At 64.6% G+C, this 23,936-nt stretch carries 26 protein-coding genes; 18 read left to right on the top strand and 8 right to left on the bottom strand.

The genetic code is table 11. The features are described from left to right. Together BM190_RS09435 and BM190_RS09430 are read right to left on the bottom strand one after the other, a co-directional pair. Positions 1 to 1,515, bottom strand: coding sequence for a helicase HerA domain-containing protein (locus tag BM190_RS09435; RefSeq protein WP_092253795.1), 1,515 nt, complete (start codon positions 1,513 to 1,515; stop codon positions 1 to 3). A 103-nt stretch (positions 1,516 to 1,618) separates the two neighbouring features. Then, entirely contained in the window at positions 1,619 to 2,437 is an 819-nt protein-coding gene (locus BM190_RS09430) for a YkgJ family cysteine cluster protein (RefSeq protein ID WP_092253793.1), read from the bottom strand. Positions 2,438 to 2,695: 258 nt separating this feature from the next. On the opposite strand from BM190_RS09430, the gene BM190_RS09425 reads away from it, so the two are divergent. Then, positions 2,696 to 3,133, top strand: coding sequence for a hypothetical protein (locus BM190_RS09425; RefSeq protein ID WP_244550625.1), 438 nt, complete (start codon positions 2,696 to 2,698; stop codon positions 3,131 to 3,133). A 65-nt stretch (positions 3,134 to 3,198) separates the two neighbouring features. Here BM190_RS09425 and BM190_RS09420 read toward each other — a convergent pair whose 3' ends face one another. Next, complete coding sequence (locus BM190_RS09420; RefSeq protein ID WP_018318424.1) at positions 3,199 to 4,263, bottom strand: ketopantoate reductase family protein; 1,065 nt, start codon at positions 4,261 to 4,263, stop codon at positions 3,199 to 3,201. A 375-nt stretch (positions 4,264 to 4,638) separates the two neighbouring features. On the opposite strand from BM190_RS09420, the gene BM190_RS39470 reads away from it, so the two are divergent. Together BM190_RS39470 and BM190_RS09415 are read left to right on the top strand one after the other, a co-directional pair. Beyond that, positions 4,639 to 4,911: a hypothetical protein gene (locus tag BM190_RS39470; RefSeq protein WP_143109027.1), complete on the top strand. Its 273-nt coding sequence runs from the start codon at positions 4,639 to 4,641 to the stop codon at positions 4,909 to 4,911. Positions 4,912 to 5,131: 220 nt separating this feature from the next. Next, positions 5,132 to 6,214 carry an alpha/beta hydrolase family protein gene (locus BM190_RS09415; RefSeq protein ID WP_092253791.1) on the top strand — a complete coding sequence of 361 codons (1,083 nt, stop codon included), beginning with the start codon at positions 5,132 to 5,134 and terminating at the stop codon, positions 6,212 to 6,214. A 75-nt stretch (positions 6,215 to 6,289) separates the two neighbouring features. Here BM190_RS09415 and BM190_RS09410 read toward each other — a convergent pair whose 3' ends face one another. Further along, positions 6,290 to 6,769 (bottom strand): MarR family winged helix-turn-helix transcriptional regulator, encoded by a 480-nt coding sequence (locus tag BM190_RS09410; protein ID WP_018318426.1) that lies wholly within the window; start codon positions 6,767 to 6,769, stop codon positions 6,290 to 6,292. 510 nt (positions 6,770 to 7,279) lie between these two features. On the opposite strand from BM190_RS09410, the gene BM190_RS09405 reads away from it, so the two are divergent. After that, complete coding sequence (locus tag BM190_RS09405) at positions 7,280 to 8,851, top strand: porin (protein WP_018318427.1); 1,572 nt, start codon at positions 7,280 to 7,282, stop codon at positions 8,849 to 8,851. Between the two features lie 593 nt (positions 8,852 to 9,444). Here BM190_RS09405 and BM190_RS09400 read toward each other — a convergent pair. The 4 genes from BM190_RS09400 to BM190_RS09385 form a co-directional block, all read right to left on the bottom strand. Beyond that, positions 9,445 to 10,080, bottom strand: coding sequence for a MarR family winged helix-turn-helix transcriptional regulator (locus BM190_RS09400; protein WP_018318428.1), 636 nt, complete (start codon positions 10,078 to 10,080; stop codon positions 9,445 to 9,447). Between the two features lie 855 nt (positions 10,081 to 10,935). Continuing rightward, entirely contained in the window at positions 10,936 to 12,261 is a 1,326-nt protein-coding gene (gene fliI, locus BM190_RS09395; RefSeq protein WP_092253789.1) for a flagellar protein export ATPase FliI, read from the bottom strand. Positions 12,262 to 12,303: 42 nt separating this feature from the next. Then, positions 12,304 to 13,032 (bottom strand): flagellar basal-body rod protein FlgF, encoded by a 729-nt coding sequence (flgF, locus tag BM190_RS09390; protein ID WP_018318430.1) that lies wholly within the window; start codon positions 13,030 to 13,032, stop codon positions 12,304 to 12,306. 3 nt (positions 13,033 to 13,035) lie between these two features. Further along, positions 13,036 to 13,821 carry a DUF1217 domain-containing protein gene (locus BM190_RS09385; protein ID WP_092253787.1) on the bottom strand — a complete coding sequence of 262 codons (786 nt, stop codon included), beginning with the start codon at positions 13,819 to 13,821 and terminating at the stop codon, positions 13,036 to 13,038. A gap of 143 nt (positions 13,822 to 13,964) precedes the next feature. Between BM190_RS09385 and motA the strand changes: the two genes are divergently transcribed. The 14 genes from motA (at position 13,965) to flgH (ending at position 23,894) form a co-directional block, all read left to right on the top strand. Next, the gene (gene motA, locus BM190_RS09380) at positions 13,965 to 14,861 is read left to right on the top strand and encodes a flagellar motor stator protein MotA (protein WP_028145751.1); all 897 of its coding nucleotides are present in this window, start codon (positions 13,965 to 13,967) and stop codon (positions 14,859 to 14,861) included. After that, the gene (locus BM190_RS09375; RefSeq protein WP_092253785.1) at positions 14,858 to 15,799 is read left to right on the top strand and encodes a flagellar motor switch protein FliM; all 942 of its coding nucleotides are present in this window, start codon (positions 14,858 to 14,860) and stop codon (positions 15,797 to 15,799) included. Before motA ends, BM190_RS09375 begins: the two co-directional genes overlap by 4 nt. After that, entirely contained in the window at positions 15,780 to 16,094 is a 315-nt protein-coding gene (locus tag BM190_RS09370; protein ID WP_092253783.1) for a hypothetical protein, read from the top strand. The genes BM190_RS09375 and BM190_RS09370 overlap by 20 nt, the downstream gene beginning before the upstream one ends. A 76-nt stretch (positions 16,095 to 16,170) precedes the next feature. Next, positions 16,171 to 16,560 (top strand): flagellar motor switch protein FliN, encoded by a 390-nt coding sequence (fliN, locus tag BM190_RS09365; RefSeq protein ID WP_092253781.1) that lies wholly within the window; start codon positions 16,171 to 16,173, stop codon positions 16,558 to 16,560. Positions 16,561 to 16,562: 2 nt separating this feature from the next. Then, entirely contained in the window at positions 16,563 to 17,603 is a 1,041-nt protein-coding gene (locus BM190_RS09360; protein WP_018318436.1) for a flagellar motor switch protein FliG, read from the top strand. Between the two features lie 13 nt (positions 17,604 to 17,616). Further along, a complete protein-coding gene (flhB, locus tag BM190_RS09355; RefSeq protein ID WP_092253779.1) occupies positions 17,617 to 18,702 on the top strand; it encodes a flagellar biosynthesis protein FlhB in 1,086 nt (361 codons plus the stop codon). A gap of 64 nt (positions 18,703 to 18,766) precedes the next feature. After that, positions 18,767 to 19,168 (top strand): flagellar basal body rod protein FlgB, encoded by a 402-nt coding sequence (flgB, locus tag BM190_RS09350; RefSeq protein ID WP_092253777.1) that lies wholly within the window; start codon positions 18,767 to 18,769, stop codon positions 19,166 to 19,168. Positions 19,169 to 19,179: 11 nt separating this feature from the next. Then, complete coding sequence (gene flgC, locus BM190_RS09345; RefSeq protein ID WP_028145745.1) at positions 19,180 to 19,596, top strand: flagellar basal body rod protein FlgC; 417 nt, start codon at positions 19,180 to 19,182, stop codon at positions 19,594 to 19,596. A gap of 2 nt (positions 19,597 to 19,598) precedes the next feature. Then, positions 19,599 to 19,928 carry a flagellar hook-basal body complex protein FliE gene (gene fliE / locus BM190_RS09340; RefSeq protein WP_018318440.1) on the top strand — a complete coding sequence of 110 codons (330 nt, stop codon included), beginning with the start codon at positions 19,599 to 19,601 and terminating at the stop codon, positions 19,926 to 19,928. A 17-nt stretch (positions 19,929 to 19,945) separates the two neighbouring features. After that, a complete protein-coding gene (gene flgG / locus BM190_RS09335; RefSeq protein ID WP_018318441.1) occupies positions 19,946 to 20,734 on the top strand; it encodes a flagellar basal-body rod protein FlgG in 789 nt (262 codons plus the stop codon). 13 nt (positions 20,735 to 20,747) lie between these two features. Further along, the gene (flgA, locus tag BM190_RS09330; RefSeq protein WP_092253775.1) at positions 20,748 to 21,224 is read left to right on the top strand and encodes a flagellar basal body P-ring formation chaperone FlgA; all 477 of its coding nucleotides are present in this window, start codon (positions 20,748 to 20,750) and stop codon (positions 21,222 to 21,224) included. After that, on the top strand, positions 21,221 to 22,351 hold the full coding sequence (gene flgI / locus BM190_RS09325) for a flagellar basal body P-ring protein FlgI (protein ID WP_038950160.1): 1,131 nt from the start codon (positions 21,221 to 21,223) through the stop codon (positions 22,349 to 22,351). Before flgA ends, flgI begins: the two co-directional genes overlap by 4 nt. Before the next feature lie 67 nt (positions 22,352 to 22,418). After that, entirely contained in the window at positions 22,419 to 23,186 is a 768-nt protein-coding gene (locus BM190_RS09320) for a MotE family protein (protein WP_177236982.1), read from the top strand. Further along, positions 23,187 to 23,894, top strand: coding sequence for a flagellar basal body L-ring protein FlgH (gene flgH / locus BM190_RS09315; protein ID WP_092253771.1), 708 nt, complete (start codon positions 23,187 to 23,189; stop codon positions 23,892 to 23,894). It abuts the gene before it with no gap. The last annotated feature ends 42 nt before the right edge of the window (positions 23,895 to 23,936 follow it).

The following is a 23,936-nucleotide window of genomic DNA, read 5'->3' as shown; positions in this document are numbered from 1 at the left end:
TCAAGCCGAAGCCGCGCTCGCGAGCTGCTCCGCCGGCAGATCATCGCCATTGGGATCGCCCGGCGCAGTGGCCCAGGCCAGCTCGACCAGCGTCACGATCCTGCGTCCGCCGCCGTCGAGCTGGATCACGATCAGGCCCTGCTCCTCCATGTAGCCGAGCAGCCGCTGCGCGCGGCGCAGCGAATGCGAGCCATAGGCCCGCGCGATCGCGGCGTCGCCGGGACACGGCCAGCCTTCCTTCGCGGCGCGCGCGATCATCATGAACACGCCCTGCATGTCGTCGGGCAGGATCGAGGCGCGCAGCGACACGTCCTGCCAGGCGTCGTCATCAGTGAGATCGGTGCCGAGGCCGGCGCGCGCATGGGTCAGCATGCGGCGGAATTCGTTCAGGTCGGGCACGGCCGCCCCTAAGCCCTCGATGCGGCAGCGGACCACGAACTCCTGATAGAGCACGCCGATGGCGCGGAAGCCCGCGTCGGGCTCCGCCAGCACGGCGCGCAGCGTACGAGCCACGCGCTCGCGCCGCTCCGCGAGCTCCTCGGCGCTGACGGGCACCTCGACCAATTCGGGCCGGATCTCCGGCGTAGCGGCGGCCTTCGCGGCGCGGAGCTGTTCGAGCAAATCCGGTGCCGGCCTGCGCTGCGGGCGGCTGGCATCGGGCGGCGGCGCGGCCAGGATCACGGCGCGCATATCTTCAAGCGAGGATTCCGGCAGCGGCATCAGCCGCGGCGTGGAATTGCGTGGGCTCGTGTCGGTCGGGCCGATATGCAAACGCAGCGGCCGGCGCGACAGCGCAGGTCCCAGCGCCATGAACTGCCCACGCTCGAGATCGCGGAAGGATTCGGCTTGCCGCCGTTCCATGCCGAGCAGATCGGCGGCGCGCGCCATGTCGATGTCGAGGAAGGTGCGCCCCATCAGGAAATTGGAGGCTTCCGCCGCGACGTTCTTGGCTAGCTTCGCCAGCCGCTGGGTCGCGATGATGCCGGCCAGCCCGCGCTTGCGGCCGCGGCACATCAGATTGGTCATGGCGCCGAGCGAGAGTTTTCGCGCCTCGTCCGAGACTTCGCCGGCCACCGCCGGCGCGAACAGCTGCGCCTCGTCGACGACCACGAGCATCGGATACCAATGGTCGCGGTCGACGTCGAACATCCCGCCGAGAAACGCGGCGGCGCGGCGCATCTGGTTCTCGGCGTCGAGCCCTTCGAGATTGAGCACCGTGGAGACGCGGTGCAGCCGCGCGCGCTCGCCGGCGACCTGAAGGCCGCGCTCGGTGTGATCCTCGGCCTCGATCACGAGATGGCCGAAGCGTTCAGCCAGCGTGACGAAATCGCCTTCGGGGTCGATGATGGCCTGCTGCACCCACGGCGCGCTCTGTTCCAGCAGCCGCCGCAGCAGATGCGACTTGCCGGAGCCCGAATTGCCCTGCACCAGGAGACGGGTCGCCAAGAGTTCCTCGAGGTCCATGGCGGCCGCGGCGCCCGCCGTGGTCTGCCCCATCTCGATTGCAACCGTCATGCCCGACTCAAGTCCCCGTCATTCGCGGACAGGGGCTTATCAATCCCGCCGCGGCGCGTCGAGCGGCACGGCGCTGATCAGGCCGCGTTGCCCACGGCGGCGTTCAGGCGTGATTCGATAGCCGTAAAAGTGCGGGCCGATAGGGGGCTTGCGGATCGTCGTCCTCGTTCGCAGGGATGACGCAAGAGCCGAATTCCTGCCTGATCCGCTCCATCTCGGCGATGCGCTCATGCAACCGCTGCAAATGCTCCGGCGATGTCGCCCGCCAGAACCGGAACGTGTCGGCCGTCAGCGGCACGAAGGCCGTGCCGAACAGGGTCGGCTCGGGAACGACGGTGCGTCCGAGCAGCAGGAAGCGGTCGGCGCCGGAGACGATCAGGGTCGCATAGCCGCGGTTTCCGATCCGCCTGATGCCATTCAGCGACCATTCGGCGAGCTTGCTGAAATACGGCTCCTCGCGCCAGCGATCGGGGCAATGGTCGTCGACCGTGACGTTCACGGCATCCTGGCTGAAATGAACGATGATGCCCGACTTCGCCGGGAACCAGTCATCGTCGAGATGCCCCTGCAGCCAGGCGCAGACGAAGGAGCGGCACATCTGGGGACGGCGGTCGTAGATGGTGCAGCCGGTGCCCGTCTGCCAGTGCTTGCAGAGCTGGTTCACCGGCTTGTCGACGGCGGCCACCTCGAGAATGTCGCAGCAGGCGTTGCACGATCCGCATTGCCGGGCGAACGGCGCCGTCTTCGGCTGGCCGGCTGCCTTGAAGCCCTGGCCGTCGCGAACGAGCAGTTTCTGCTTCTCCAGCGTGTTCAAGGCGCGCTCGACCTTGAGACGGGACAATCCGGTCGCGTCGATGACACTCTTCATGGTTGTCGCGCCGGCCTCCACCGCGCGAGCGACCTGCAACGTCGACTGATCCATCTTCGATGACTTGTTCTTTCGCCCGTCAATCCGGCTATCGCGGGCAGGCTTGGAACCTGCCCGCAGCCGGCATCTGGAGTCTCTGCCGAAGCATCTCGGCGGCCTCCGTTACGTAAGGCCAGACCTCGCACGGATGCAACGTTTTCGCAAATCGGCGACCACGGGGGTGGGCGGATTCGGGTCGATTCCGGGCTTTGACGACCGGATTCGATGATGAAGATCAAACCAGCCTGGCCAGGGGCCTGCTAGCTCAGGCGCATGAGCTTCCTGACCTTCTTCACGGCGACCTATTTCCTGCTGGCCGTGCCCGGGCCGACCAACACCTTGCTCGCGACATCGGGCGCAGGGATCGGGATCGCGCGCTCGCTTCATCTGCTTGTGGCGGAGCTCGCCGGCTATCTGCTGGCGATCGCGCTGTTGCGGCTGGCGCTCGGGCCCATCGTCATGGATATCCCGCTCGCGGCCGTCCTGCTCCGCGTCGCAGTGACCATCTACATCCTGTGCCTTGCCGCCATGCTCTGGCGGGTCAACACGCGCGAGCTGCGCGACGGTGCAGCGGTGACGTTCGGCCAGGTGCTGCTCACAACCCTGGCGCCGCGTGGATCACTCTGGGCGCAACGCTCGGCCGCGGCGCCCGCCGGCTCGGGCATCCCGACCTGGTCACGCGCACCGGCGCGGTCACGCTTGTCGCGGTGACCGGCCTGATCTGGCTTCAATCGTTCCTGAGCGCGTGAGCGCCGACGTCGCTGGAGGCGGCGCGCTTACTGCGCGCCGGATCCGCCCTGCACGATCTTCTCGTTCAGCTTCAGATCGACGGTCTCGACCGTGCGGTCGATCTCGGCATTGGGCACGCCGAGCTGATGCGAGATCAGCTTCACCAGGAGGTCGACGCGCTCGATGAAGGGGGCGCCGCTCGCGACCGCGCGCGCCGCCGATGACGGCTTGAGCAGGCTCTCGGCGGCCTTGGCGTATTTCGCGAACGGCACCTGGTCCTGCGGATCGGCGCCGAGCTTGCGGGCGATGGCGTCGACATGGTCGTAGATCGTTTGCGAGCGACTGAGGTCGCTGTGCACGGCGTCGCGGATCGACTGCGGATCGTGCGGCGTGATGCAGCGGTAATTGCCGGTGAGCAGCATCGACCATTTCGCCAGCGGCACGAACAGGGAATCGAACACTTTCAGCTTCACCGGCACGTCGTGGCCGTCGAGCGTCACCGCGTCGATGTCGGCCTCCAGCTCGCGCAGCACCTTGTTGTGCTTCTCGTCGGCGAACACCGACGCCTTGAAGTTGGTGGGCAGGCCGACATGCAGCACGTTGGCGGCTTCTTCCGGCGGACGGAACGCCTGCGGGTCGGGCGAGCACAGCGTCACCAGCCCCGGCTCGAACCGCTCCCACACCTGGGCATTGGTGTAGGCCTCTTCCAGATCCATGTCGGCGAGCGCCGGGATCCGCTTCAGATAGGGCAGCGGCGGCATGTTCATGATCGACAGGCACGGCAGCTTCGCCGCGGCGATCTTGACCATGAGAACGCGAACTGTGTGGTTGGTGTATTGCGGCTCCTGCATCGCAAGGCCGACCATGTCGTAGCGGGAGAGGTCGACATTGGCGGGGGTCACGGCGTCGAGCTTGCCGGGCAGGTTGCGCGAAAAGATCGCCCGATGCACCGCTTCGTCACGCAGCTTGATGCGCACCTCGGTACCTTCGCGGTTGATCAGCTCCGCGGTCTTGGCGCGGCAGACCAGGGTCACATTGTGCCCTGCCATCAGCAGCTTCGTGCCCAGCAGCGAGCCGTAAGAAGCCCCGAGAATCAATATGTTGCGCGCCATATTCCGTCCCTTTGACAATGTGTGTGATTCTTGAGCCCCGGCCGTCATCCGCGGGCGAGTTGCCGGCATGTAAAGCGAAGTGCGCGGGGATGGCAACTGGGATAATGCATACAAGGCGCGCCAGGATCCCGGCGGCCGGGATGGAGCGAAGTCCGGCAAATACTTCGGCCTGCCGGCAAGGACCAGGCTTATGCCGCGCTCATCCGCTACGAGCCCCAATTTTGCCCGACGGGTCCTTGCTGTCCCGCCACCTGCGGCTGTCAATCGGCTCACTCAACGCCATACGGCTTTACCGAATCCGGTAGGCCGGAGGATGTCTCGCTCGTCCCGGCTCAGCGTGAGGTGCGATCGTGCGTCGTCACATGTCGCGTGCCGATGATCGCCACGTCGGCTGGTCCCGCTGTTTTCTTGTTGTCACATTTGCCTTTCGGCATTGATGAAGCGGCAATCCGCCGCATCTCTCACCATATCGTGCTTTCACAATGCCGGCCTACGCAGGCATGTATTTTACGTCGGCGAAGTGAGTCATTTCAGTTCGCCGATCGCAACAAGAAAAGTCAGGGCCCGCATCGCAAGTCTGATCGCAAGACTGGCGGAGTGCGCGGCAAGCAACTGTGTTCAGCGATGGAGCTGGGACGTGACGATTGAGTTGGGCCGGGCTCGACCTTGGGCTCAAGCGGGCTGGTTTGGAATGGCGGCGAAAGACGTCGACGTGACGGGCTGCCTCGCCAGACGCAAGCGCGATGGACGCGATCAGGGGCGGCGGCGATCGCATCGAGCAGGGGCGCGGGACGCTGCGCAGAATGCAAAGCCGGCTAGTCTGGACGCAAGTCCGGGCAACCGTTGACGGCGCCGCTCGGGGGTTGAAATGGAAGGTGATCATTGGCCTCACGGCTCGTGCGACGGCGCCGGGCAAAGCCTGGCGCGCTTGCGGGATCGCGCCTCCCAATTTTTCCAAAGCCTGTCCGTCGCGGAGCTTGGGCGTGAGACGCACCGGCATCTGTGGATTTCGGACTGGTTGAAGGTCGCGGACGACTACCGGACCTTGGCCGAATCCGCGCACCAAGACCGTTCCGCCTGGGTTTCGCGGGAAGCGTGGCTCTGTTCGCTGACGGCTCTCGAAGTCGTCAGACGCTTGTCTTGTCCGGAAGATGTCGAAAGTGCCGGCCTCGCAGACGAGGTCGGCATCAGCCTGCGAGGTTTCGAGGCGGAGGCCGGACTGGCGATCGAGCGGGTCAAGATTGATTGCTTCGACCAAGGGGCGCTGGCCGGCTTCTTTCTGCCGGCGCTCCGTCGTGGGACTTCCGCGCCGACGGTCATCTGCCTCAGCGACGAGGACATCACCCTGGGCTCGATGATGAGCAGGCTGTTGCCGGCCTCACTCTGCGGGACCATGTCGCTCCTGTTCGTCGATGCCGGCAATTCAACCGTGCATCGCTCCTTCAAGCCGGAGCACAGGCTTCAGTGCTGGTTGGACTATCTGGAGGCTCGCCCCGATGTCGATGCGCGGCGGATCGCAATCTATGGCGAAGGGGAGGGCGCCTCTCATGCGTCCCGCCTTGCCCTCTCGGATCGCAGGATAGCGGCCGCCGTGTGCGATGGCGGTCTTTTGACGCCGGTGATGCGTCGAGCGTCGCTTCGCTGGATGACCGGTTTCGGGCAAGCGGTCCCCGACGGGGCCGCGACGGGTTCGCTACCGCCGTCGCGTCGACTCCCGTGCCCGCTGCTCATGGTCGTCGGGAGCCGCTCCATGATATGGGAGCAGGATGCCCTCGATCTGCAAGCCGGCTATCGGCAGACCGGAGCGGATTGCTCGGTCGTGGTGCCCAACAATGTCCGGCACCCGCTCGGCGAGGTCGAGAATTTCATTGCTGTCGACGACTTCGTCTTCGAATGGCTCTGCAGCAAGCTCGGAACGGCCCGTCAGCTTGATCCCGTGACCTATCTCTAGCCCTTGGGAGAATCGCATTTGAGAGCGGTGTTTGCCGCCATGCTTCGGGCGGTCGCCTCGAAGCCGAGGCGCGCGTCACGACACGTCGATAGCCAGCAATCGTGCCGCCAGCCGCGCGTTCCTGGCGATCGTTGCCAGCGCGGCATTCAGTTCAGCCAGGGTCTTCTCGTCGAGCTCGTTGAAGATGGTCGAATTCAAGGCGAGCTTTCTCTTGGATAGTTTTTCGATTTCCGTCGTGGCCTTCTCCGTCAGCGACATCAGAACGAAGCGGGCATCGTCCGGTGCCGGCCGCCGCGACAGGAAGCCGCCCTTTTCGAGGCTCTTGGTCTGGTTGGTCACGAAGGCCGGGTGGACCCGCAACTTGTTCGCGATATCGATGCCGGCGACGCCGCGCCCGTCATCCAGTTCGGTGATCGCCATCAGGATCAGCCACTGCGGCTCGGTGATGCCCAGCAGTCCGGCCCAGCAGGTATGGATGTCCTCCAGCTGGGAGTGAATTTCGACGACGTTCCAGATGAAGTCCGTAATCGCCCTGTCGAGTTTCTTCTCGATCATGTGGCTGCCCCCCGTTTCCCTCAGTTCACTCTTTTAATGGGATATTGGGGAATCGTCTCGCATATCGCGCGTGGACAATTGTGGCGGACACCGCATGGCGGAAACGGCTCGGCGGTTTAGTACTTGCAAAAAGCAATTAATTAAATTACGTCTCCTCCCACTCAATCTTTGCTGCTCTTGACCCTGTCGATGGACAGCGATGTGAGACCTCCAAGAAAGCCCTCGGGATGCCCCCTGAGGGCTTTTTCGTTTTATATTAAAGAGTTAGTTGCCGCGCCAATCGTCTTTGTTGCGCTTGAGCAACATCTCGGATGGAAGTTACGATTCACTAAATCAATAAATTGAGGCCGTTGTTTTTATAAACTATACGTGAGCTACGACGGAGGGGGGGCACCTCACTGTCGTTTCAGTCCGGACCTTCAGTGCGGACCTGAATTGAACGGAAATTAAGTGGGTCAAGCGGCGTCCTCCGAGGAGCCGAGCCCCCTGAACCGACCTGGAGGTTTACTAATGAAGTTGACGAAGACGCTCTTTCTCGGCTCGGCTGCCGGCCTGATGGCCGTCTCCGGGGCGTTCGCAGCCGATCTGCCCGTGAAGGCCAAGGCCGTCGAATACGTGAAGATCTGCTCGCTGTACGGCGCCGGCTTCTACTACATCCCGGGCACCGACACCTGCATCAAGCTGGGTGGTTATCTGCGCGCTGAAGTCGCGTTCAACACCAATAGCAACTACGGCATCTCGAACGGCTCCCCGGCTGGTGCGCACAACCGCCTCAGCAACTACTACCAGATGCGCGCTCGTCAGGATCTCAACATCGACACGCGCACCGCGACCGAATACGGCGTCGTCCGTACCTTCTTCGACGGCGTGTTCACCTGGACCACCGGCGGCTATCAGGGCTCCGGCTCCGCGACGGGCGGCACGGTCTATACCGGCAACCTCGGCCTCAACACCTCCGGCGCGACGCCGGCGCTCGTTGGTTCGTCGATCAACGGCACCGACGGCAACACCTCGGGCGGTTCGCTCGGCGTGTACTACGCCTTCATCCAGTTCGCCGGCTTCACCATGGGTAAGGCCGTGTCGCAGTTCGATGCGCCCTGGACCAACTATCCCGGCAACAACATCGACAGCCTCGTCGGCGGCAGCGGCACGGTCACTGGTGTCAACCAGTTCACCTACACCGCTGACTTCGGTCAGGGCGTGACGGCTTCGTTCTCGGCGGAAGACGCGACGGCCTACTACCAGGCCGGCAACGTGAACCTGACCGGCGCGACCGTCGGCAGCATGGTCGGCGGTACGTACGGCACCAACGCCATCGGCGGCTCGCGTTCGCCGAACCTCGTCGGTATGGTTCGTGTCGACCAGGCTTGGGGCATGTTCCAGGCGTCGGTCGCCGCTCACGACAACCACGTCGCCTACTACGGCGCCAACGAAGCCACCGGTCACCCCGACGACAAGTGGGGCTGGGCGGTTCAGCTCGCTCTGTCGATCAAGAACATCCCGACCGGCGCGGGTGACGTGATCAACATTTCGGGCGTCTACACCGACGGCGCGACCCGCTACAACTTCCAGAACCTGGCGGGCAGCAGCTACTCGATGTTCGGCAGCTCGGGCGTTGCCTATCAGAGCGTCGGCTTTGCCTATGCTCCGGACACCGTGTTCGTCACGGGCGGCCAGCAGGAAACCGTCAAGACCTGGGGCTTCCGCGGTGCTTACACCCACAACTGGGATCCCTACTGGAACACCGCGCTCTACGGCGCCTACGCTCAGGCGCAGTACGGCTCGGTCGCCAAGACCGCTCTCTGCGGCGCTGGCGGTGCAGGCGGCGTGTTCGGCGGTCTCGCCGGTGTCACGGGTTGTAACCCTGACTTCGCCGTCGGCCAGGTCGGTATCATCACCCGCTGGACCCCGGTCAAGAACCTGACGTTCTCGGGCGACCTGAACTGGACCCGTCTCGACCAGAAGTACTCGGGCACGGTTGGCTACGCCGGTGCCGGCACGACGGCCAAGCCGGCCGCCCTGTACGAGCTGAAGGATCAGGACAGCGTCACCCTGCTGCTCCGCGCCCAGCGCAACTGGTAAGATCTTTCGAACCACGTGATGAACACCCGGCGGGAAACCGCCGGGTGTTTTTTTGTGCGCCCATCCCGCGTGATGCCTGACGCCCCCGTTGCCCGGATCGAGCCAACGGGTCGCGTGAATGCGCTGCCCGATGGTGTAGGGACCGCTCGCCCCGCATCGCGGGCCGTCCCGGATTACGCTGGCGCTCAATCCGGGCTACGGCAACCGAGCCTGTTTCGCTGCGCTGAGAATCGCGGTGCAAATATTTCGATCTACCGAAATTCGGTTTCAGCGACAGTGGTGATTGCAGGACGCTCGATCATTGCGGGGAGCTCTTGCGACGAAGCAATCCCGAATCCTTCCGTGGAAAGAGTTTGGATTGCTTCGCTGCGCTCGCAATGACGGCGTGGAGAGAGCGGGCGTCATAACTCCGCTCGCGTGCCCCGGACGCAGCGCAGCGTCTCCCTGGCGATGCGAAGCATCTGCGCAGCAACGTTGTCAGCGTTGCGGCTTGTCCGGGGACACGAGGGAACTGCATGCGTTGTTCAGAGACCGGCGCTGCGAAGTTGTCCGCGGGCTGTGCCGCAACCACTCGCGCGGAAATTGCGTGCGTCTCAGCCCTGGCTTGCCATCCGCGCGCGGTCGAGATGCTCCTCGATCTTGGGGCGGTCGCGGGTGCGCTCGAAACTGGTGCACAGCAGTTCGGTCTCATCGAGCGAGACTGGAGCGCGATACAGCCGGCACATGAATTCGGCGCTCGCGCGTCCTTTGGAGGTAGCCGGGCCGCGTTCGGCGAGAAACATGCAGTCCCGGCAGACACTGGCATCGAGCCGCTGATGGGCCGCGTCGAGGTGATTGAGAACTTCGCGGAGCGAGTCGCGCAGCCTGACGCATTCGTCGTTTCCAAGCGAGGTGACCGCATTGACGACGTGATTGATCGGGTCGTGCTGGTTCAGGCATTTCTCGCCCTGGGCGGTGACGTGCAGGACGACAGAACGCTTGTCCTCTTGCGACGGCTTGCGCACCAGAAAGGATTTGCTCTCCAGCGTTTTCACGATCTGCGATGCAGTTGCTCTGGTGGCGCCGATGAAGCCGGCCAGCGCGGACGGCGTGCGCGAAAATCTGTTGGCGCGGCCGAGAAAGCGCAGCGCCATCCATTCGCGATCGCGCAATCCATGCTGATTGCCTTCGAAATACCAAGCCCTCGCCGCCTGAACCAGCAGCTCGACGGCTTCCCGTGCCAATGGCATGAATCTACCTCGTCCCCGGAACTTCGTCTGCGGCGCCCCGAAGCCGCTTTGCATCCTGGTCCGCGAAACCTTCGAAAGACATCGAACGGCTGCAGCTGTCCGGCGAACGCGTCGTGTCGAGCTCTCGTTCGTAGGAACGAATTATAGCGCGGCCGACCTGGACCGATGCGCGTCGCGTGCTTCGGAGTGACGAACTGCGTCGTTGGCATGCCAACAGCGTCGTCGCACGGGAGCCCGAGTTGCCGTCGCCAGCCGACGATGGATCGGAATAGTTCAACCGAAGCCCCTGAGTTCAAGTCACACGCAGACGTTTCTTATATTCCGTCGAAACGATGAATGAGCTTCTCAACAAAATCAAGTAGAGACGCTCGCGGAGCCCAGATGTCGTTGCAGGCGAATGTAACGTTCAAGACAATCTCGCTCATCGGGACACATGATAGTGAACGCAATAGGCTGTCCGGCAAGCAGCATGCACTCAACTCTGCGACGCCATGATTGCACGGCGTCCTGCTGTCCGTGATCGACGCAAATTGATCGAAGCTTGTGCATGACGACGATGAGTTCGGCAGGTCATCCACAACTTGTGGGTGGAGCCGGAGAATCGTCAAGGGAATTCGGAAGAATTACACGCGCCGGTTGTTGACCGTTTGCTCGCAGAATCGCCGGTGCGGTCGCATCCGGCGCGGTCGTCCGCTGCTCTCACCCGAGTGGTGGCCGCGCTCAGGGCGGAAAACCGGCGACGGCCGTGCGGCGCATGCGCCGGCGGCGTGGCGGCATGCGCAATCTCCTGTCGAAAACAACGGGCAGGAGCAGGATAGCGGCGCATGTTGCGGGCGGTCGCGGCCCCTCGCGCTGCTATTCGCCCTTGAGCATGTCTCGCAGCTCGCGGAACGGATCGGCACTCGGCGGAGCCGAAGCGTCCTGCCGCATCGCGCCGTAGATTCTCGGAACCATGTCGACCGCCTGGTCGAGGCCCGAATCACGTCCCGATTGATAGCCGCCCATCAGGCGAAGGTCGCGCGTGTCCTCGTATTTGGCGATCAAGGCGCGCAGCTTGCTGACCAATTCGCGCTCTTCGGGATCCCAGACGTTGTGGGCGAGGCGCGAGACCGAAGCGAGCACATCGACGGCCGGATAGCGCGCCTGGTCGGCGATGTGCCTGGAGAGCACGATGTGCCCATCGAGCGTGCTGCGGATGGTATCGGCGATCGGCTCGTTGTGATCGTCGCCGTCGACCAGCACCGAGAAGATTCCGGTGATGGTGCCGGCACCTTCGTCGCCGGGCCCGGCGCGCTCCAGAAGGCGTGGCAGATCGGTGAAGACCGTCGGCGCGTAGCCGCGCGCGACCGCAGGCTCGCCGGCGGCGAGCGCGACCTCGCGGGCGGCGTGGGCGAAACGCGTGATCGAATCGACCATGAGCAGCACCGATTCGCCCCGGTCGCGGAAATATTCCGCGACCGCCATCGCCGTCTTCGGCGCCAGCCGCCGCATCATCGGGCTTTCGTCTCCGGTCGACACGATGGTGACGGCGCGCTGGCGATCATTGCCCAGCACATCCTCGATGAACTCGCGCACCTCGCGGCCGCGCTCGCCGACCAGGGCCAGTACGACGGTGTCGAAACCCTGGCTGCGGGCGAGCATCGCAAGCAGCGTCGATTTGCCGACGCCGGAGCCGGCAAAGATGCCGACGCGCTGGCCGGCGCAGATCGGTGCGAACAAATCGATGACGCGTACGCCGGTGCGCAGCGGCTTGTGCACGCGTGCGCGCTTCATGGCCGAGGGCGCCTCAGCCTCCGCCGAGACCGCCTGTGGGCCCGGCGTGAGGGGCCCCAATCCATCCAGCGGCGCGCCGAGGGCGTTGATGACGCGACCCTTCCAGCTCGGATCGGGCGCAAAGGACAAGGGCGGCATCCGGTAGGCGACCGAGCCGAGGCCGCCGGCGAACTGCCGGTCGAACGGCTTGGCGACGATGCCCTCGCTGTCGATTCGCACCACTTCGCCGATCTGCGGCTTGCCGCCCGAATTGACGCCGATGAGCTCGCCGAGCCTGACGAAGCGCGACAGGCCGGAGACACGGAAATGCGTCGGCGCGATCTCGGAGATCGCGCCGCTGACGCTTGCCAGGGGAGTGCTCTGCTGAAGCTCCAGCAGCGCCCACTCGAGTTGCCGAAGAGCGTTCAAGGAAACCGTCCAACCTCAATCTCAATGCGCGCGAGGCGCGGTCTACTTGCCGGGTTCGCCCAGCGTCCGGATTGCGTTCTGCAGCGAGCTTTCGGTGCCCTCGATCATCGAATTGGTGCCGTCGAAGGCACGCGAGGCCGCGATCAGCTTGGTCAATTCCATCATCGGATTGGCGCCGGAGCCCTCGACATAGCCTTGCTTGAAGCCGTCGCGGGAGAAATCGGCGATGGCGCTCGCAGGTCGGTCCGGCGTCACGCCGGAATTGCCGTAGCGCTCGAGATTGGCGTCAGCGGGAATGTTGAACAGGCCGATGGTGCCGATCTCGTTGTTGTCCTGGGTGATCGCGCCGCTGCGCGAGATCGAGATCGGTCCGCCGTTCGGGTCCAGCGTGATCTGCGCGCCGCCGGAATCGACGACGGGAAAGCCGCTTACGGTCTGAAGATCGCCGTTGGCGGCGATCTGGAGCCGGCCGTCGCGGGTATAGACCGTGCCGTTGGGACCTGCGAAGGCGATCCAGCCCTGGCCGACCACGGCGACGTCGAGCGGATTGCCGCTCTCGGTGATGTTGCCTTGCTCGCGCGAGATGATGTTGTCGCCGGGCGAGGAGAAGGCGACCGGGTTTGCGCCCGCCTTGGACAGCACGGTCTCGAACTTCACCACGTCGGTGCGGAATGCCGCCGTGTTGACGTTGGCGACGTTGTTGGCGATCGTCTGGAGGCGCTTTTCGAGAGCGACCTGGGCCGACAATCCCACATAGAGGGCCGATTGCATGGTCTACTTTCCGAACCGGAGGGACTGAAGTTTCGAGAGCATGTTGATATCCATGCTGGCCGAGCTGGCACCGCCGATCAGGACTAGCGCGGGATTGGTCGAATTGTCGCTCTGGGCCTGGGTCGCATCCCACATCGCCGCAAAGCGCTGCACGAATTTGGTGACCTTGGCCGGGTCCTGGAAATCGGTAAGCTTGACCCTGTTCGTGATCATCTTGGCCTGGGCGTCGATGTCGGCCGCGCTGATTGTCGAGGGCAGGCCCAGCGCGGTCTGAACCACCTGCGTCAGCGCCTTGTCCGCGAGCACCTGGTAGGCGGTCGTGATCGTGGAGGCCTTGCGGGTGAAATAGAGCGCCAACCGCAGGCCCTCGTTCTGGTCGCCGGCCTTCTGCTCCATCGTCTGCGTGACGTAATGGGTCGCCGTCCCGGTCGTCGCCTGGGTGGTCTTCGTCGCGTTGCTGCCGAGGGCGGCGAAATTGAAGGCGGTGGCGAATTCCCGGTAGCGGGTGTCGGTCAGCTTGTTGGCGAAGGTGTTCTTGTTCCCGACACCCTCGGTCAGCACCTTGCGCATGAACGCCTTGGCGTAGGTCATGTCGCTGAGGCCAAAGGCCTTCATCGCGTAGGAATAGAGGCGATAGTCCTTCAGGAAGTCGTCGATCGTCTTCACGTTGCCGATATGGCTCAGGAAATAGTCGGTCTCGCGGCTGACATCCGGCTGTGTCGCGACCTGCGTCAGCGATTTGCCCATGTCCTTGGTCAGTCTGGTGTAGTCCGCGATGGTGGATAGCATGACACGCGCCCCTCTGGCCGCTGTTGCGACGCCGCCCCAAGCTGCCGCCGATTGCTTGCGCGGGGCTGGCGAGGCGGGAAGCCAGCTTCGCGCAAGGCTCGCCGACTAGATATTCCCGGTGGGATTGGCGATGGAGCGGCGCGTTGGGCAGTTTCGTGGGGATTTTCATCACGGTAGCGGCGCTGCTCGGCGGATTTGCCGCCATGGGCGGGCATTTGGCCGTGCTCATGCAGCCGTGGGAGTTCGTGATCATCATGGGGACCGCGGTCGGCACCTTCATCGTCGCCAATCCGTGGAAGACGGTGGTGGATACCGGCGTTGCCTGCATGCAGGCCATCACCGGCGCGGTGCCCGGCCAACGCTACTACCTTGATCTGCTCGGCGCGCTCCACGCCCTGATGCGCGAGCTCAGGGGCAAGGGCCGCAACGAGGTCGAGGCTCATATCGACGATCCCGCGTCCTCCGAGATCTTCAAGGCGTTTCCGAGCGTGCTCGGAGATCCCTCGCTGCTCCAGTTCATCTGCGACTACGTCCGCCTCATCATCATGGGCAACGCGCGCACGCACGAGATCGAGGCGCTGATGGACGAGGAGATCCACACCATCGTGAAGAGCAAGCTGGCGCCCTATCATGCGCTGGTGACGGTGTCCGAGGCGCTGCCGGCGCTGGGCATCGTCGCCGCCGTGCTCGGCGTCATCAAGGCGATGGGCGCGCTCGACCAGTCCCCGAAGCTGCTGGGCGGCTTCATCGGCGCGGCCCTGGTCGGCACCTTCGCCGGCATCTTCCTGTCCTACGGCGTTCTTTCGCCGTTCGCGATCAAGATCAAGATGACGCGCGAGAAGAAGTGCCGGCCCTACATCATCGTCAAGCAGACGCTGCTGGCGTTCATGAACGGCGCCATGCCGCAGATCGCCGTCGAGCACGGCCGCAAGATGATCGCGAGCACCGAGCGGCCGTCGATCGACGTCGTCGAGAACGAGACGATCGCAGGTCCCAAGGCCGTCGTCACCGAGCCCGAACCCAAGGCTGCCCGCGCATGATGATGGAAGACGTCGAGGTCGATCAGCGCAAGCAGCTGCCGAACTATCTGCTGGACGCGGCCGGCATATCGATCGAACGCATGCCGATGCTCAATGTGATCTTCGATCGCATGGCGGCATCGTGCACCGACAGCCTGCAGCCGATGGCGGGAACGCCGTGCTATTTCTCGGTCAACGGCATCACCAACGATCCCCTTGGCGACATCATCAAGGACTACGAGGGCAACGCGGTCGCTGCGGTGCTCTATGCCGAGCAGTGGGACTCGCGCGTCATCATCATGCTGGACCGCGACTTCGTGTTTACGATGGTCGAGGCGATGTTCGGATCCGACGGCGCGGAACCGCCGCTCGATGTCGAACGCACTTTCTCGAACATCGAGATCCGCCTGGTCCAGGCGCTGTTCGAGCGGTTCGCCAAGGCGCTGCAGAGCGCCTTCGCCGGCACGTCGAACGTCACCTTCCGCGTCGAGCGGGTCGAGACGGCGATGGCCTCGCTGGCGATCGGGCGCGCCAGCAACATGTCGATCTGTGCGAACATGATGGTGCAGGCACTCTACCGCGGCGGCCAGATGTTCCTGATCATTCCGCACTCCGCGCTCAACCCGCTGCGTCAGAAGCTTGCAACGGTCACCGCCAGCGACGGTCGCGCGACCGATCCGCGCTGGCGCGAGCAGATGGAGAGCGAGGTCCACCGGACCGAGGTGACCCTGAGCGCGGTGCTCGACGAGAAGATGATTTCGCTCGAGGACGTCGTGAAGTTCAAGGTGGGGCAGGTGCTCGAGCTCGAGGCGACGCCGCGCACGCTGGCCCGTCTCGAGAGCAACAACCAGGTGTTGTTCTGGTGTCAGATCGGCCAGCTCGATGGCTATTACGCCATGCAGGTGGCCGATCCCGTCGATCAGAAACGGGAGTTCGTCGATGATATCCTATCTCGTTGATGCCGTGCTGCTGATCGCGCTCGCCTTCACCAGCATGCGGGTGACGCGGATGCACCGCGAGCTGGCGCGGCTGCGCAGCTACCAGGGCGAATTCTCCACCATCGTCCACGAGACCGCGGGCGCCTTCGACACCGTCATCACCGCGGCGCATGATTCCACCGCCAATCTCGGACGGCTCGCCAACGTGCTGACCACCAAGATCGATCAGGCCCACGAGGCGATCGCGGCGCTTGACGCCCGCAGCGGGCTCGCGCCGGCCGCGACCGCAGGCGGCGCTGAGGTGAACAAGCACTGAAGCCAGAGCCGACAGAACCAATACGAGCGGAACGCCGAGGCGTTCCGGGAGCGGAAAGACCAAGAGGCGATACCAGATGGCGCAATCCTTCGACTATGACTCTGCCACGCGAGCACCTGCCGCCGACGAGGGGCATACCGACACCTCTCCGCTGGAGCGGCTCGCGGAGATCGCCGCGCGCACGGCGGAGGAGAGCGGCAAGTTCGGCAATGTCGATGCCATCCTGCGTATTCCTGTCACCATGCAGGTGGTGCTGGGATCCGCGACCATTCCGGTGGCGAACCTGATGAAGCTCGGGCGCGGCGCGGTGGTTCCGCTCGACCATCGGGTCGGCGAGCCCGTCGACGTCGTCGTCAACGGCCGCATCGTCGCCCGCGGCGAGGTGGTCGTCGTCGAAGAGGACAATTCCCGCTTCGGCGTCTCGCTCACGGAGATCGTCGGACCGCTGGGGCAGGGTGACAGCTGACCATGGCGGCACAGGTCGGCATCGCTCCCGTCAAGCAGCGAGGCGTTGCCACGCTGGGCGGCACGGAAAAGGTCGCGGCGCTGCTGCTGGCCATGGGCCGGCAGGCGGCCGCGAGCGTGCTTGCGCAATTCGAGCCGCAGGATATTCGCATCGTTACCAAGGCCGCGGCCGAGCTGCGGCCGATCACGGCGCAAGAACTCGAATCCATCGTCGAGGAGTTCGCCCAGCAATTCTCTATGGGCGCGAACATTCTCGGCACCCTCGGTGGCCTCGAGGCCGTGCTCGGCGACGTGCTTCCGGCCGACCAGGTGTCGGCGATCATGTCGGACCTGCTCGGCAATTCGAGCCGGTCGGTGTGGGACCGTGTCTCGTCGGTGTCCGAAAACTCGCTCGCGAGCTACCTGTCCAAGGAGCATCCGCAGACCGCGGCGCTGATCCTGTCCAAGGTCAAGCCGGCCTGCGCCGCCAAGGTCATGAGCCAGCTGCCCTCGAGCCTGCGCAACGAATTGATGCGGCGCGTACTCAGCCTCAAGCCGATCGCCGACGACGCCATGAGGGTGCTCGAGAAGACGCTGCATGAGGATCTGACGCTGAACTTCGCCCGCAACCTCGGCGCCGACACCTACGCCCGCGTCGCCGACATCATCAACAAGATGGAGCGCGGACATATCGAGGACATGCTCAAGAGCCTGTCGGAGAAGCGGCCGAAGTCGGCCGAAGTGCTGAAGGAGCTGCTGTTCACTTTCGACGACGTCATCAACCTGGCGCCGAAGGCGCGCACCATGATCTTCGACCAGGTGCCGACCGATCGCATCGTCGTCGCGCTGAAGGGCACCGACAAGCATTTCCGCGAACTGATCCTGTCCGCGGTCGCCTCGCGCGTCCGCCGCGTCGTCGAGCACGAGCTCGCCATCGGCGAGCCGTCGAACCAGCGTGACGTGCTGGAGGCGCGCCGCGTCATCACCGACCTCGCGCTCGAGCTCGCAGAGAAGGGTGAAATCGAGCTCAATCCCGACCAGGAGGATGAGCTGGTCTTCCGCTGACCGCTGAACGGGCATGGCAGAATCATCCGATCAGGAGAGCAAGACAGAAGAGCCGACCGAGAAGAAAGTCCGTGATGCGCTCGAACAGGGCAAGATCCCGGTCTCTCGGGAGGCCTCCATTTTCGCCTCGATGGCCGCGCTGATGGTCATTCAGGCGTTCCTGATCGGCCAGGGCGTGCAGCAATTGACGCCGACGTTGAAGAACCTCCTGGACGATCCCGAAGGCTTCCCGCTCTCGACCGGCGCGGACGCGCAGAACCTGCTCACCGTGGTCGGCCTCCAGGCGCTGCGCTTCCTGGTGCCGCTGGTCGTCACCCTCGGCGCGTTCGGGCTCGCCGCCTCGCTGCTGCAAAACGCGCCGCGCCTGGTGCTGGAGCGCATCAAGCCCGACCTGTCGCGAATCTCTCCGATCAGCGGCTGGAGCCGTCTGTTCGGAACGCAGGGACTGGTCGAATTCGCCAAGTCGCTGTTCAAGCTAGCCGCGGTGACCTCCGTGGTCGCCTTCGTGCTGCGCGCGTCGGAGGCGAAGGCGTTCGAGGCGATGTACACCGATCCGGTTGCGCTGCCGGAGATGATTCTCAACATCGCGATGCGGATCGTCTCGGCGATCTGCATCGCGACCATCGTCCTGGTGGCGATCGATCTCGCCTGGGCACGCTTCCACTGGCGGCGCCAGTTGCGCATGACCAAGCAGGAGATCAAGGACGAGCACAAGCAGGCGGAAGGCGATCCGCTGATCAAGGCGCGCCTGCGCTCGCTGGCGCGCGACCGCTCGCGGCAGCGGATGATCGCGTCCGCATCGCGCGCGACGCTGGTAATCGCGAACCCGACGCACTTCGCGATCGCATTGCGCTACAAGCGCGAGGAAAATCCCGCGCCGCTCGTGGTGGCCAAGGGCATGGACGTGATCGCGCTGAAGATCCGCGAGGTCGCCGAGCAGAATCGGATTCCGGTGATCGAGAACAAGGCGCTGGCGCGCGCACTCTACGAGGCGGTGCAGGCCGATCAGGTGATCCCGGCGGAATTCTTCCGCCCCGTCGCCGAGATCATCTACTTCCTCCAGTCGAAGCAGGCGTCGCGCACCGAGAAGGTCCAGTAGAATTCAGAGGACGACGTCCGACCCAACAGCTTGACGAAAGCTTAACGCCCTAGGCTTCTCCCGAATGGACCAGAACGGGGCTGTCGTGGGACCGCTTTATCTCTTCGAACTCGCATCGTCGCAGGCGCGGTACCTCGAGCTTCGCCAGTCGACCATCGCCACAAACGTCGCCAACGCCAACACGCCCGGTTTCAAGGCGCGCGACGTCGAGCCCTTCAACAAGGTGCTCGACGGCTTGCCGATGAGGCTTGCGATGACGTCGCCGTCGCACATGCAGCTGGCCGCGGCCGAGACCGACACGCGGGCGACCGCGAAGAAGGACAGCTGGGAAGTGGTTCACTCCGGCAATTCGGTCAGCCTCGAGCAGGAAATGATCAAGGGCAGCGACGTCAGTCGCGATTACTCGATGAACTCGGCAGTCGTGCGGTCGTTTCACCGCATGCTGCTGTCGAGCGCGAAGAGCTGAGGTGAATTGAGATGCTGGACTCACTGCAAGCGTCATTGACGGTCGCGAGCTCCGGGCTCGAAGCGCAGTCGACGCGTATGCGCATCGTCTCGGAGAATTTGGCGAACGCGACCTCGACGGGGCGCACCGCCGGCGCCGATCCCTATCAGCGCAAGACGATCACCTTCGATGCTGCGATGGATCGCGCCTCGGGCTCGCAGCTGGCGAAGGTCAAGGAGATCGGGGTCGACACCACGCCGTACCGCGTGGAGTACGACCCGGGACATCCCGCTGCCGACAAGGCCGGCTACGTCAAGCTTCCGAACGTCAACATGATGATCGAGATGGCCGACATGCGGGAAGTCAACCGGTCCTATGAAGCCAATCTCCAGGTCGTGAAACAGGTGAGGTCGATGCTCGGCATGACCATCGACCTCTTGAGGAGCTGACAATGCTTGAGGCAATTTCATCCACTGCGATTTCCGCTGGGCAAGCGGCGAGCCGTGCGACCGAGGCGCAGGCCATCTCGCCGGCGGCTCCGACCGCCATTCAGTCCACCGACGATGTCGGCTTCGAATCGGTGATGAAGCAGGTGACGACCGACGCGATCGGGACGCTGAAGGCAGGCGAAGCGGCGTCGATCTCGGCGATGCAAGGCAAGGAATCGACGCGCAAGGTCGTGGAGGCGCTGATGTCGGCCGAGCAGGCCTTGCAGACGGCGGTCGCGGTTCGCGACAAGGTCGTGCAGGCCTACCAGGAAGTCGTCCGGATGTCGATTTGATCTGAAGGAATGAAGCTGTGAAATCGCTCGCCATTGCGGCCACGGGCATGAACGCCCAGCAGACCAACATCGAAGTCATCGCGAACAATATCGCCAACATCAATTCGACGTCGTACAAGCGTGCGCGCGCCGAGTTTACCGATCTGTTCTACCAGATGGACCGCATGCAGGGCGTCGCGAACGTCAACGGTTCGTCGCCGATCCCGGAAGGCGCCAATCTCGGTCTCGGCGTCAAGTCGGCCGCGATCCGCAAGCTGCACATCCAGGGCGCGCTGACGCAGACCGGCAACCCCTACGATATGGCGATCAACGGCCGCGGCTGGTTCCAGGTGCTCGGTCCGAACAACGAGGTGCAATACACCCGCGCGGGCTCGTTCAACACCAATGCCAACGGCCAGCTCGTCACGATCGACGGCTATCTGCTGGATCCCGCGATCACAATACCGCAGGGCACGGTCGAGGTCACGGTCAACCAGACCGGCCAGGTCTTCGCCAAGCTGGATACCGAGGTGAACCCGCGCCAGATCGGCCAGCTCAACCTCGCCAACTTCGCCAATGAGGCGGGCCTCGAGCCGCTGGGCAGCAATCTCTACAAGGAGACCACGGCGTCGGGCACGCCCGTCGTCGGCCTGCCTGGCGATTCCGGGTACGGCAAGATCAACCAGAAATGGCTCGAAGCCTCGAACGTCGACCCGGTCAAGGAAATCACCGAGTTGATCTCGGCGCAGCGCGCCTACGAAATGAATGCCAAGGTCATCCAGGCCTCGGACGAAATGGCCCAGACAGTATCGAAGGGCATGCGCTAGTTCCGGTGTCTCGATGTTGAACAGGGTGGGCCTGATCGTGCGCGGGTTGGCCGCCGTGCTGCTGGTTCTGGCTTCAGCGCGCCTCGCCGAGGCCGAGGAGAAGCGGCTTCCGGTGCCGGCGGTTGCAATCCGCGCCGGCGAGCTGATCCGGGACGACATGATCACCGAGCGCGCCTTCGCGCCGAGCGTGCTCGGCGTTGCCATGTTCGTCGAAGGGCGCCAGGTCCTGGTCGGCCGCATGGCGCGGCGCGCGCTGCTGCCGGGCCAGCCCATCCCAACCAACTCGGTGGAAGACCCCTGGACCGTCGCCCGCGGCGCCATGGTCAAGGTCGTGGTGGAAGACAGCGGCCTGTCCATCGTCACTTACGGCTCGGCGATGCAATCGGGTGCGTCCGGCGCGCTCATCCCGGTGCGCAATACGGATACCGGGGTGATCATCAGGGGCGTGGTCCAGCCGGACGGCACCGTGAAGGTCGTGGACGGGTCATGACCAGAATCCTGCTTGCGCTCGTCCTGCTGCTTTCGGCCGCCAGCGCCCATGCCGCCGTCCGCATCAAGGACATCGCGGACATCAAGGGCCTGCGCGAAAACCAGATCGTCGGCTACGGCCTCGTCATCGGCCTGAACGGCACCGGCGACACGCTTCGCAACGCTCCGTTCACGGAGCAGTCCCTGCAATCGATGCTCGAGAACATGGGCATCAACGTCAGGAACGAGACCACGAGCACCAACAATCCGACGCGACCGACGACGCTGCGCACGCGCAACGTCGCGGCCGTGATGGTGACTGCGGACCTGACGCCCTCGATCGGGCCCGGCGAGCGCATGGACGTGACGGTGTCGTCGCTCGGCGATGCGACCTCGCTGCTCGGCGGTACGCTGGTCATGACCTCGCTGCGCGCGGCGGACGGCGCCGTCTACGCGGTGGCGCAGGGCGCGATCACGGTCGCCGGTTACAGCGTCGGAGGCCAGGCGCAGAACGTCAGTCAGGGTACGCCGACGGCCGGGCGCATCCCGAACGGTGCGCTGGTCGAACGCGAGGTGCAAGGAAGTCTCCATGAGATGGAGTTCCTGGTGCTGCAGCTGAAGAACCCCGACTTCGTCACCGCAACACGCATCCTGGACGCCATCAACCGCTACGCCGGTGGACGCTACCGCGCGCAGATCGCCTTCGAGCGCGACTACCGCACCATCGTGCTGTCGAAGCCGCGCCACATCGGCCCTGTCCGCTTCCTTGCCGAGATCGGCGAACTGACGGTCGAGCCTGACACGCCGGCACGGGTGGTGATCAACGAGCGCACCGGCACTGTCGTGATCGGGCGCGACGTGCGGATATCGACCGTCGCCGTGACGCACGGCAATCTGACGGTACGTGTCACGGAGATGCCCGTAGTGTCGCAGCCGGCGCCGTTCTCGCGAGGGCAGACCGTGGTGGTCCCGCAGACCGTGGTCGAGGCCAACGAGGCCGGATCTCAGGTGGCGATCCTCAGCGGGGTCGATCTCCAGCGCCTGGTGCGCGGGCTGAACCAGATCGGCCTGAAGCCGTCGGGCATCATCGCGATCCTGCAGGCGATCAAGACGGCTGGTGCGCTCCAGGCCGATGTCATCGTCCAATGATGCGCAAGCGTCGTGCAAGCTTGGTCGCTCAATGCTCGTGTCTCGACCGAGAATCGCACGCCGCCCGATGCTGAAGCTGGATCACAAAGCCAAACTCCTCCTGCTGATCGCGGCATCCGTGCTCGCGGGCGCGTCGCCCGTGCTGGCCCTGCACGAGGCCAAGCCGCCGAAGCCGCTCAACCTGCTCTCCTTCGCGCGCGCCCGCGCCTCCGGCCCGCAGAAGCCGCTGCCGGTCACCACGATGCCAGGCGACAATGCGTCGATCCGGGCGACGGCATGGGCGGCCGAAGACCAGGGACCCGCGACCACCGGCGCGGTGCCTGCTTCCCAGACGCCAGCGGCTGCACCTGCACCACCACCGGCACGTCCGGCCAAGCCCGGCAGCGTCACGGCGCCGCCGAAACCTGCGCCGCCACAGGCCGCGGTATCGGCGGACAATGAAGTCGCCCTGTTCTGCAGCAACGTCGCCGATCCCGCCGTCGATGCAAGGCTGGCCTGGCAGCTCAAGGAGCTGGAAAAGGCCGAGAGCCTGCTGCGCGAGCGGATCGCCGAGGTCGAGGCCAAGCGCGTCGAATACGAGAAGTGGATGGCGTTGCGCGACGACTTCCTGAAGAAGGCCGAAGCCAGCGTCGTCGAGATCTATTCGCGCATGAAGCCCGAAGCTGCGGCGACCCAGATTGCCGGCATGGCGGATGAGACTGCCGCCGCCGTGCTCGCCAAGCTTAGCCCGAGGAACTCGAGCGCGATCTTCAACGAGATGGATACGGCACGCGCGGCGCACCTCGCCGACCTGCTCGGCGGAATGCGTCGCGTGGATGACGGAAAGACCAAATAGATGAAGAAGCCGATCCTCATCCTCTCGCTCGTGCTGGCGTCCGTGCCCTTGGCCGGATGCTTCCATGATCCGTCCGAGGTCCTGACCGGCCCGCAAATGTCGCCGGTCGGCAGCGGCCTTCGGACCCAGGCCGATCCGATTCCCGTGACGCCGCGCATGCGCACGCCTGTCAGCTATCGCTCGACCTGGGACGACGGCACCGACCTCTACCGCGATCCCCGCGCCCGGCGCACCGGCGACGTCGTGACGGTGATCATCTCGATGCAGGACAAGGCCAAGCTCGACAACAAGACCGGTCGCTCGCGCGATTCGCAGGTCAAGTTCGGGCTCGACTGGCTGATGGACGTCGCAGGGTGGAGCGACAAGGGATCGACCAACGCCAATCTCAGCACCAACACCCAGATCAAGGGCAATGGCCAGATCGATCGCACCGAGGACATCAAGCTCTCGATCGCGGCCATCGTCACCGACGTGTTGCCGAATGGCAATATGATGATCAGCGGCTCGCAGGAGTTTCGCGTCAACACGGAGATGCGCGTGCTCAACGTCGGCGGCATCGTGCGTCCGCGCGATATCTCGCGGGCCAACACGATCTCCTACGACAAGATCGCCGAGGCCCGCGTGTCCTATGGCGGTCGCGGAAATCTGTCCGACGTGCAGCAGCCTGGATGGGGACATCGGATCTATGACGCCGTGGCACCATTCTGAAGTCCGCGCCGGTCTGGCCGCGCCGCGAGGGCAGGGGACGTG

The organism is Bradyrhizobium sp. Rc3b (assembly GCF_900114915.1).
Taxonomy (GTDB): domain Bacteria; phylum Pseudomonadota; class Alphaproteobacteria; order Rhizobiales; family Xanthobacteraceae; genus Bradyrhizobium.
Note: the sequence above shows the minus strand (reverse complement) of the source record. Positions and strands in the feature narration are given on the sequence as shown.

Coding starts and splice junctions, on each gene's coding strand:
- BM190_RS09435 (WP_092253795.1), bottom strand. CDS start 1,515: ATGACGGTTGCAATCGAGATGGGGCAGACCACGGCGGGCGCCGCGGCC.
- BM190_RS09430 (WP_092253793.1), bottom strand. CDS start 2,437: ATGGATCAGTCGACGTTGCAGGTCGCTCGCGCGGTGGAGGCCGGCGCG.
- BM190_RS09425 (WP_244550625.1), top strand. CDS start 2,696: ATGAGCTTCCTGACCTTCTTCACGGCGACCTATTTCCTGCTGGCCGTG.
- BM190_RS09420 (WP_018318424.1), bottom strand. CDS start 4,263: ATGGCGCGCAACATATTGATTCTCGGGGCTTCTTACGGCTCGCTGCTG.
- BM190_RS39470 (WP_143109027.1), top strand. CDS start 4,639: ATGATCGCCACGTCGGCTGGTCCCGCTGTTTTCTTGTTGTCACATTTG.
- BM190_RS09415 (WP_092253791.1), top strand. CDS start 5,132: ATGGAAGGTGATCATTGGCCTCACGGCTCGTGCGACGGCGCCGGGCAA.
- BM190_RS09410 (WP_018318426.1), bottom strand. CDS start 6,769: ATGATCGAGAAGAAACTCGACAGGGCGATTACGGACTTCATCTGGAAC.
- BM190_RS09405 (WP_018318427.1), top strand. CDS start 7,280: ATGAAGTTGACGAAGACGCTCTTTCTCGGCTCGGCTGCCGGCCTGATG.
- BM190_RS09400 (WP_018318428.1), bottom strand. CDS start 10,080: ATGCCATTGGCACGGGAAGCCGTCGAGCTGCTGGTTCAGGCGGCGAGG.
- flgF (WP_018318430.1), bottom strand. CDS start 13,032: ATGCAATCGGCCCTCTATGTGGGATTGTCGGCCCAGGTCGCTCTCGAA.
- BM190_RS09385 (WP_092253787.1), bottom strand. CDS start 13,821: ATGCTATCCACCATCGCGGACTACACCAGACTGACCAAGGACATGGGC.
- BM190_RS09375 (WP_092253785.1), top strand. CDS start 14,858: ATGATGATGGAAGACGTCGAGGTCGATCAGCGCAAGCAGCTGCCGAAC.
- BM190_RS09370 (WP_092253783.1), top strand. CDS start 15,780: ATGATATCCTATCTCGTTGATGCCGTGCTGCTGATCGCGCTCGCCTTC.
- fliN (WP_092253781.1), top strand. CDS start 16,171: ATGGCGCAATCCTTCGACTATGACTCTGCCACGCGAGCACCTGCCGCC.
- BM190_RS09360 (WP_018318436.1), top strand. CDS start 16,563: ATGGCGGCACAGGTCGGCATCGCTCCCGTCAAGCAGCGAGGCGTTGCC.
- flhB (WP_092253779.1), top strand. CDS start 17,617: ATGGCAGAATCATCCGATCAGGAGAGCAAGACAGAAGAGCCGACCGAG.
- flgB (WP_092253777.1), top strand. CDS start 18,767: ATGGACCAGAACGGGGCTGTCGTGGGACCGCTTTATCTCTTCGAACTC.
- flgC (WP_028145745.1), top strand. CDS start 19,180: ATGCTGGACTCACTGCAAGCGTCATTGACGGTCGCGAGCTCCGGGCTC.
- fliE (WP_018318440.1), top strand. CDS start 19,599: ATGCTTGAGGCAATTTCATCCACTGCGATTTCCGCTGGGCAAGCGGCG.
- flgA (WP_092253775.1), top strand. CDS start 20,748: ATGTTGAACAGGGTGGGCCTGATCGTGCGCGGGTTGGCCGCCGTGCTG.
- flgI (WP_038950160.1), top strand. CDS start 21,221: ATGACCAGAATCCTGCTTGCGCTCGTCCTGCTGCTTTCGGCCGCCAGC.
- BM190_RS09320 (WP_177236982.1), top strand. CDS start 22,419: ATGCTGAAGCTGGATCACAAAGCCAAACTCCTCCTGCTGATCGCGGCA.
- flgH (WP_092253771.1), top strand. CDS start 23,187: ATGAAGAAGCCGATCCTCATCCTCTCGCTCGTGCTGGCGTCCGTGCCC.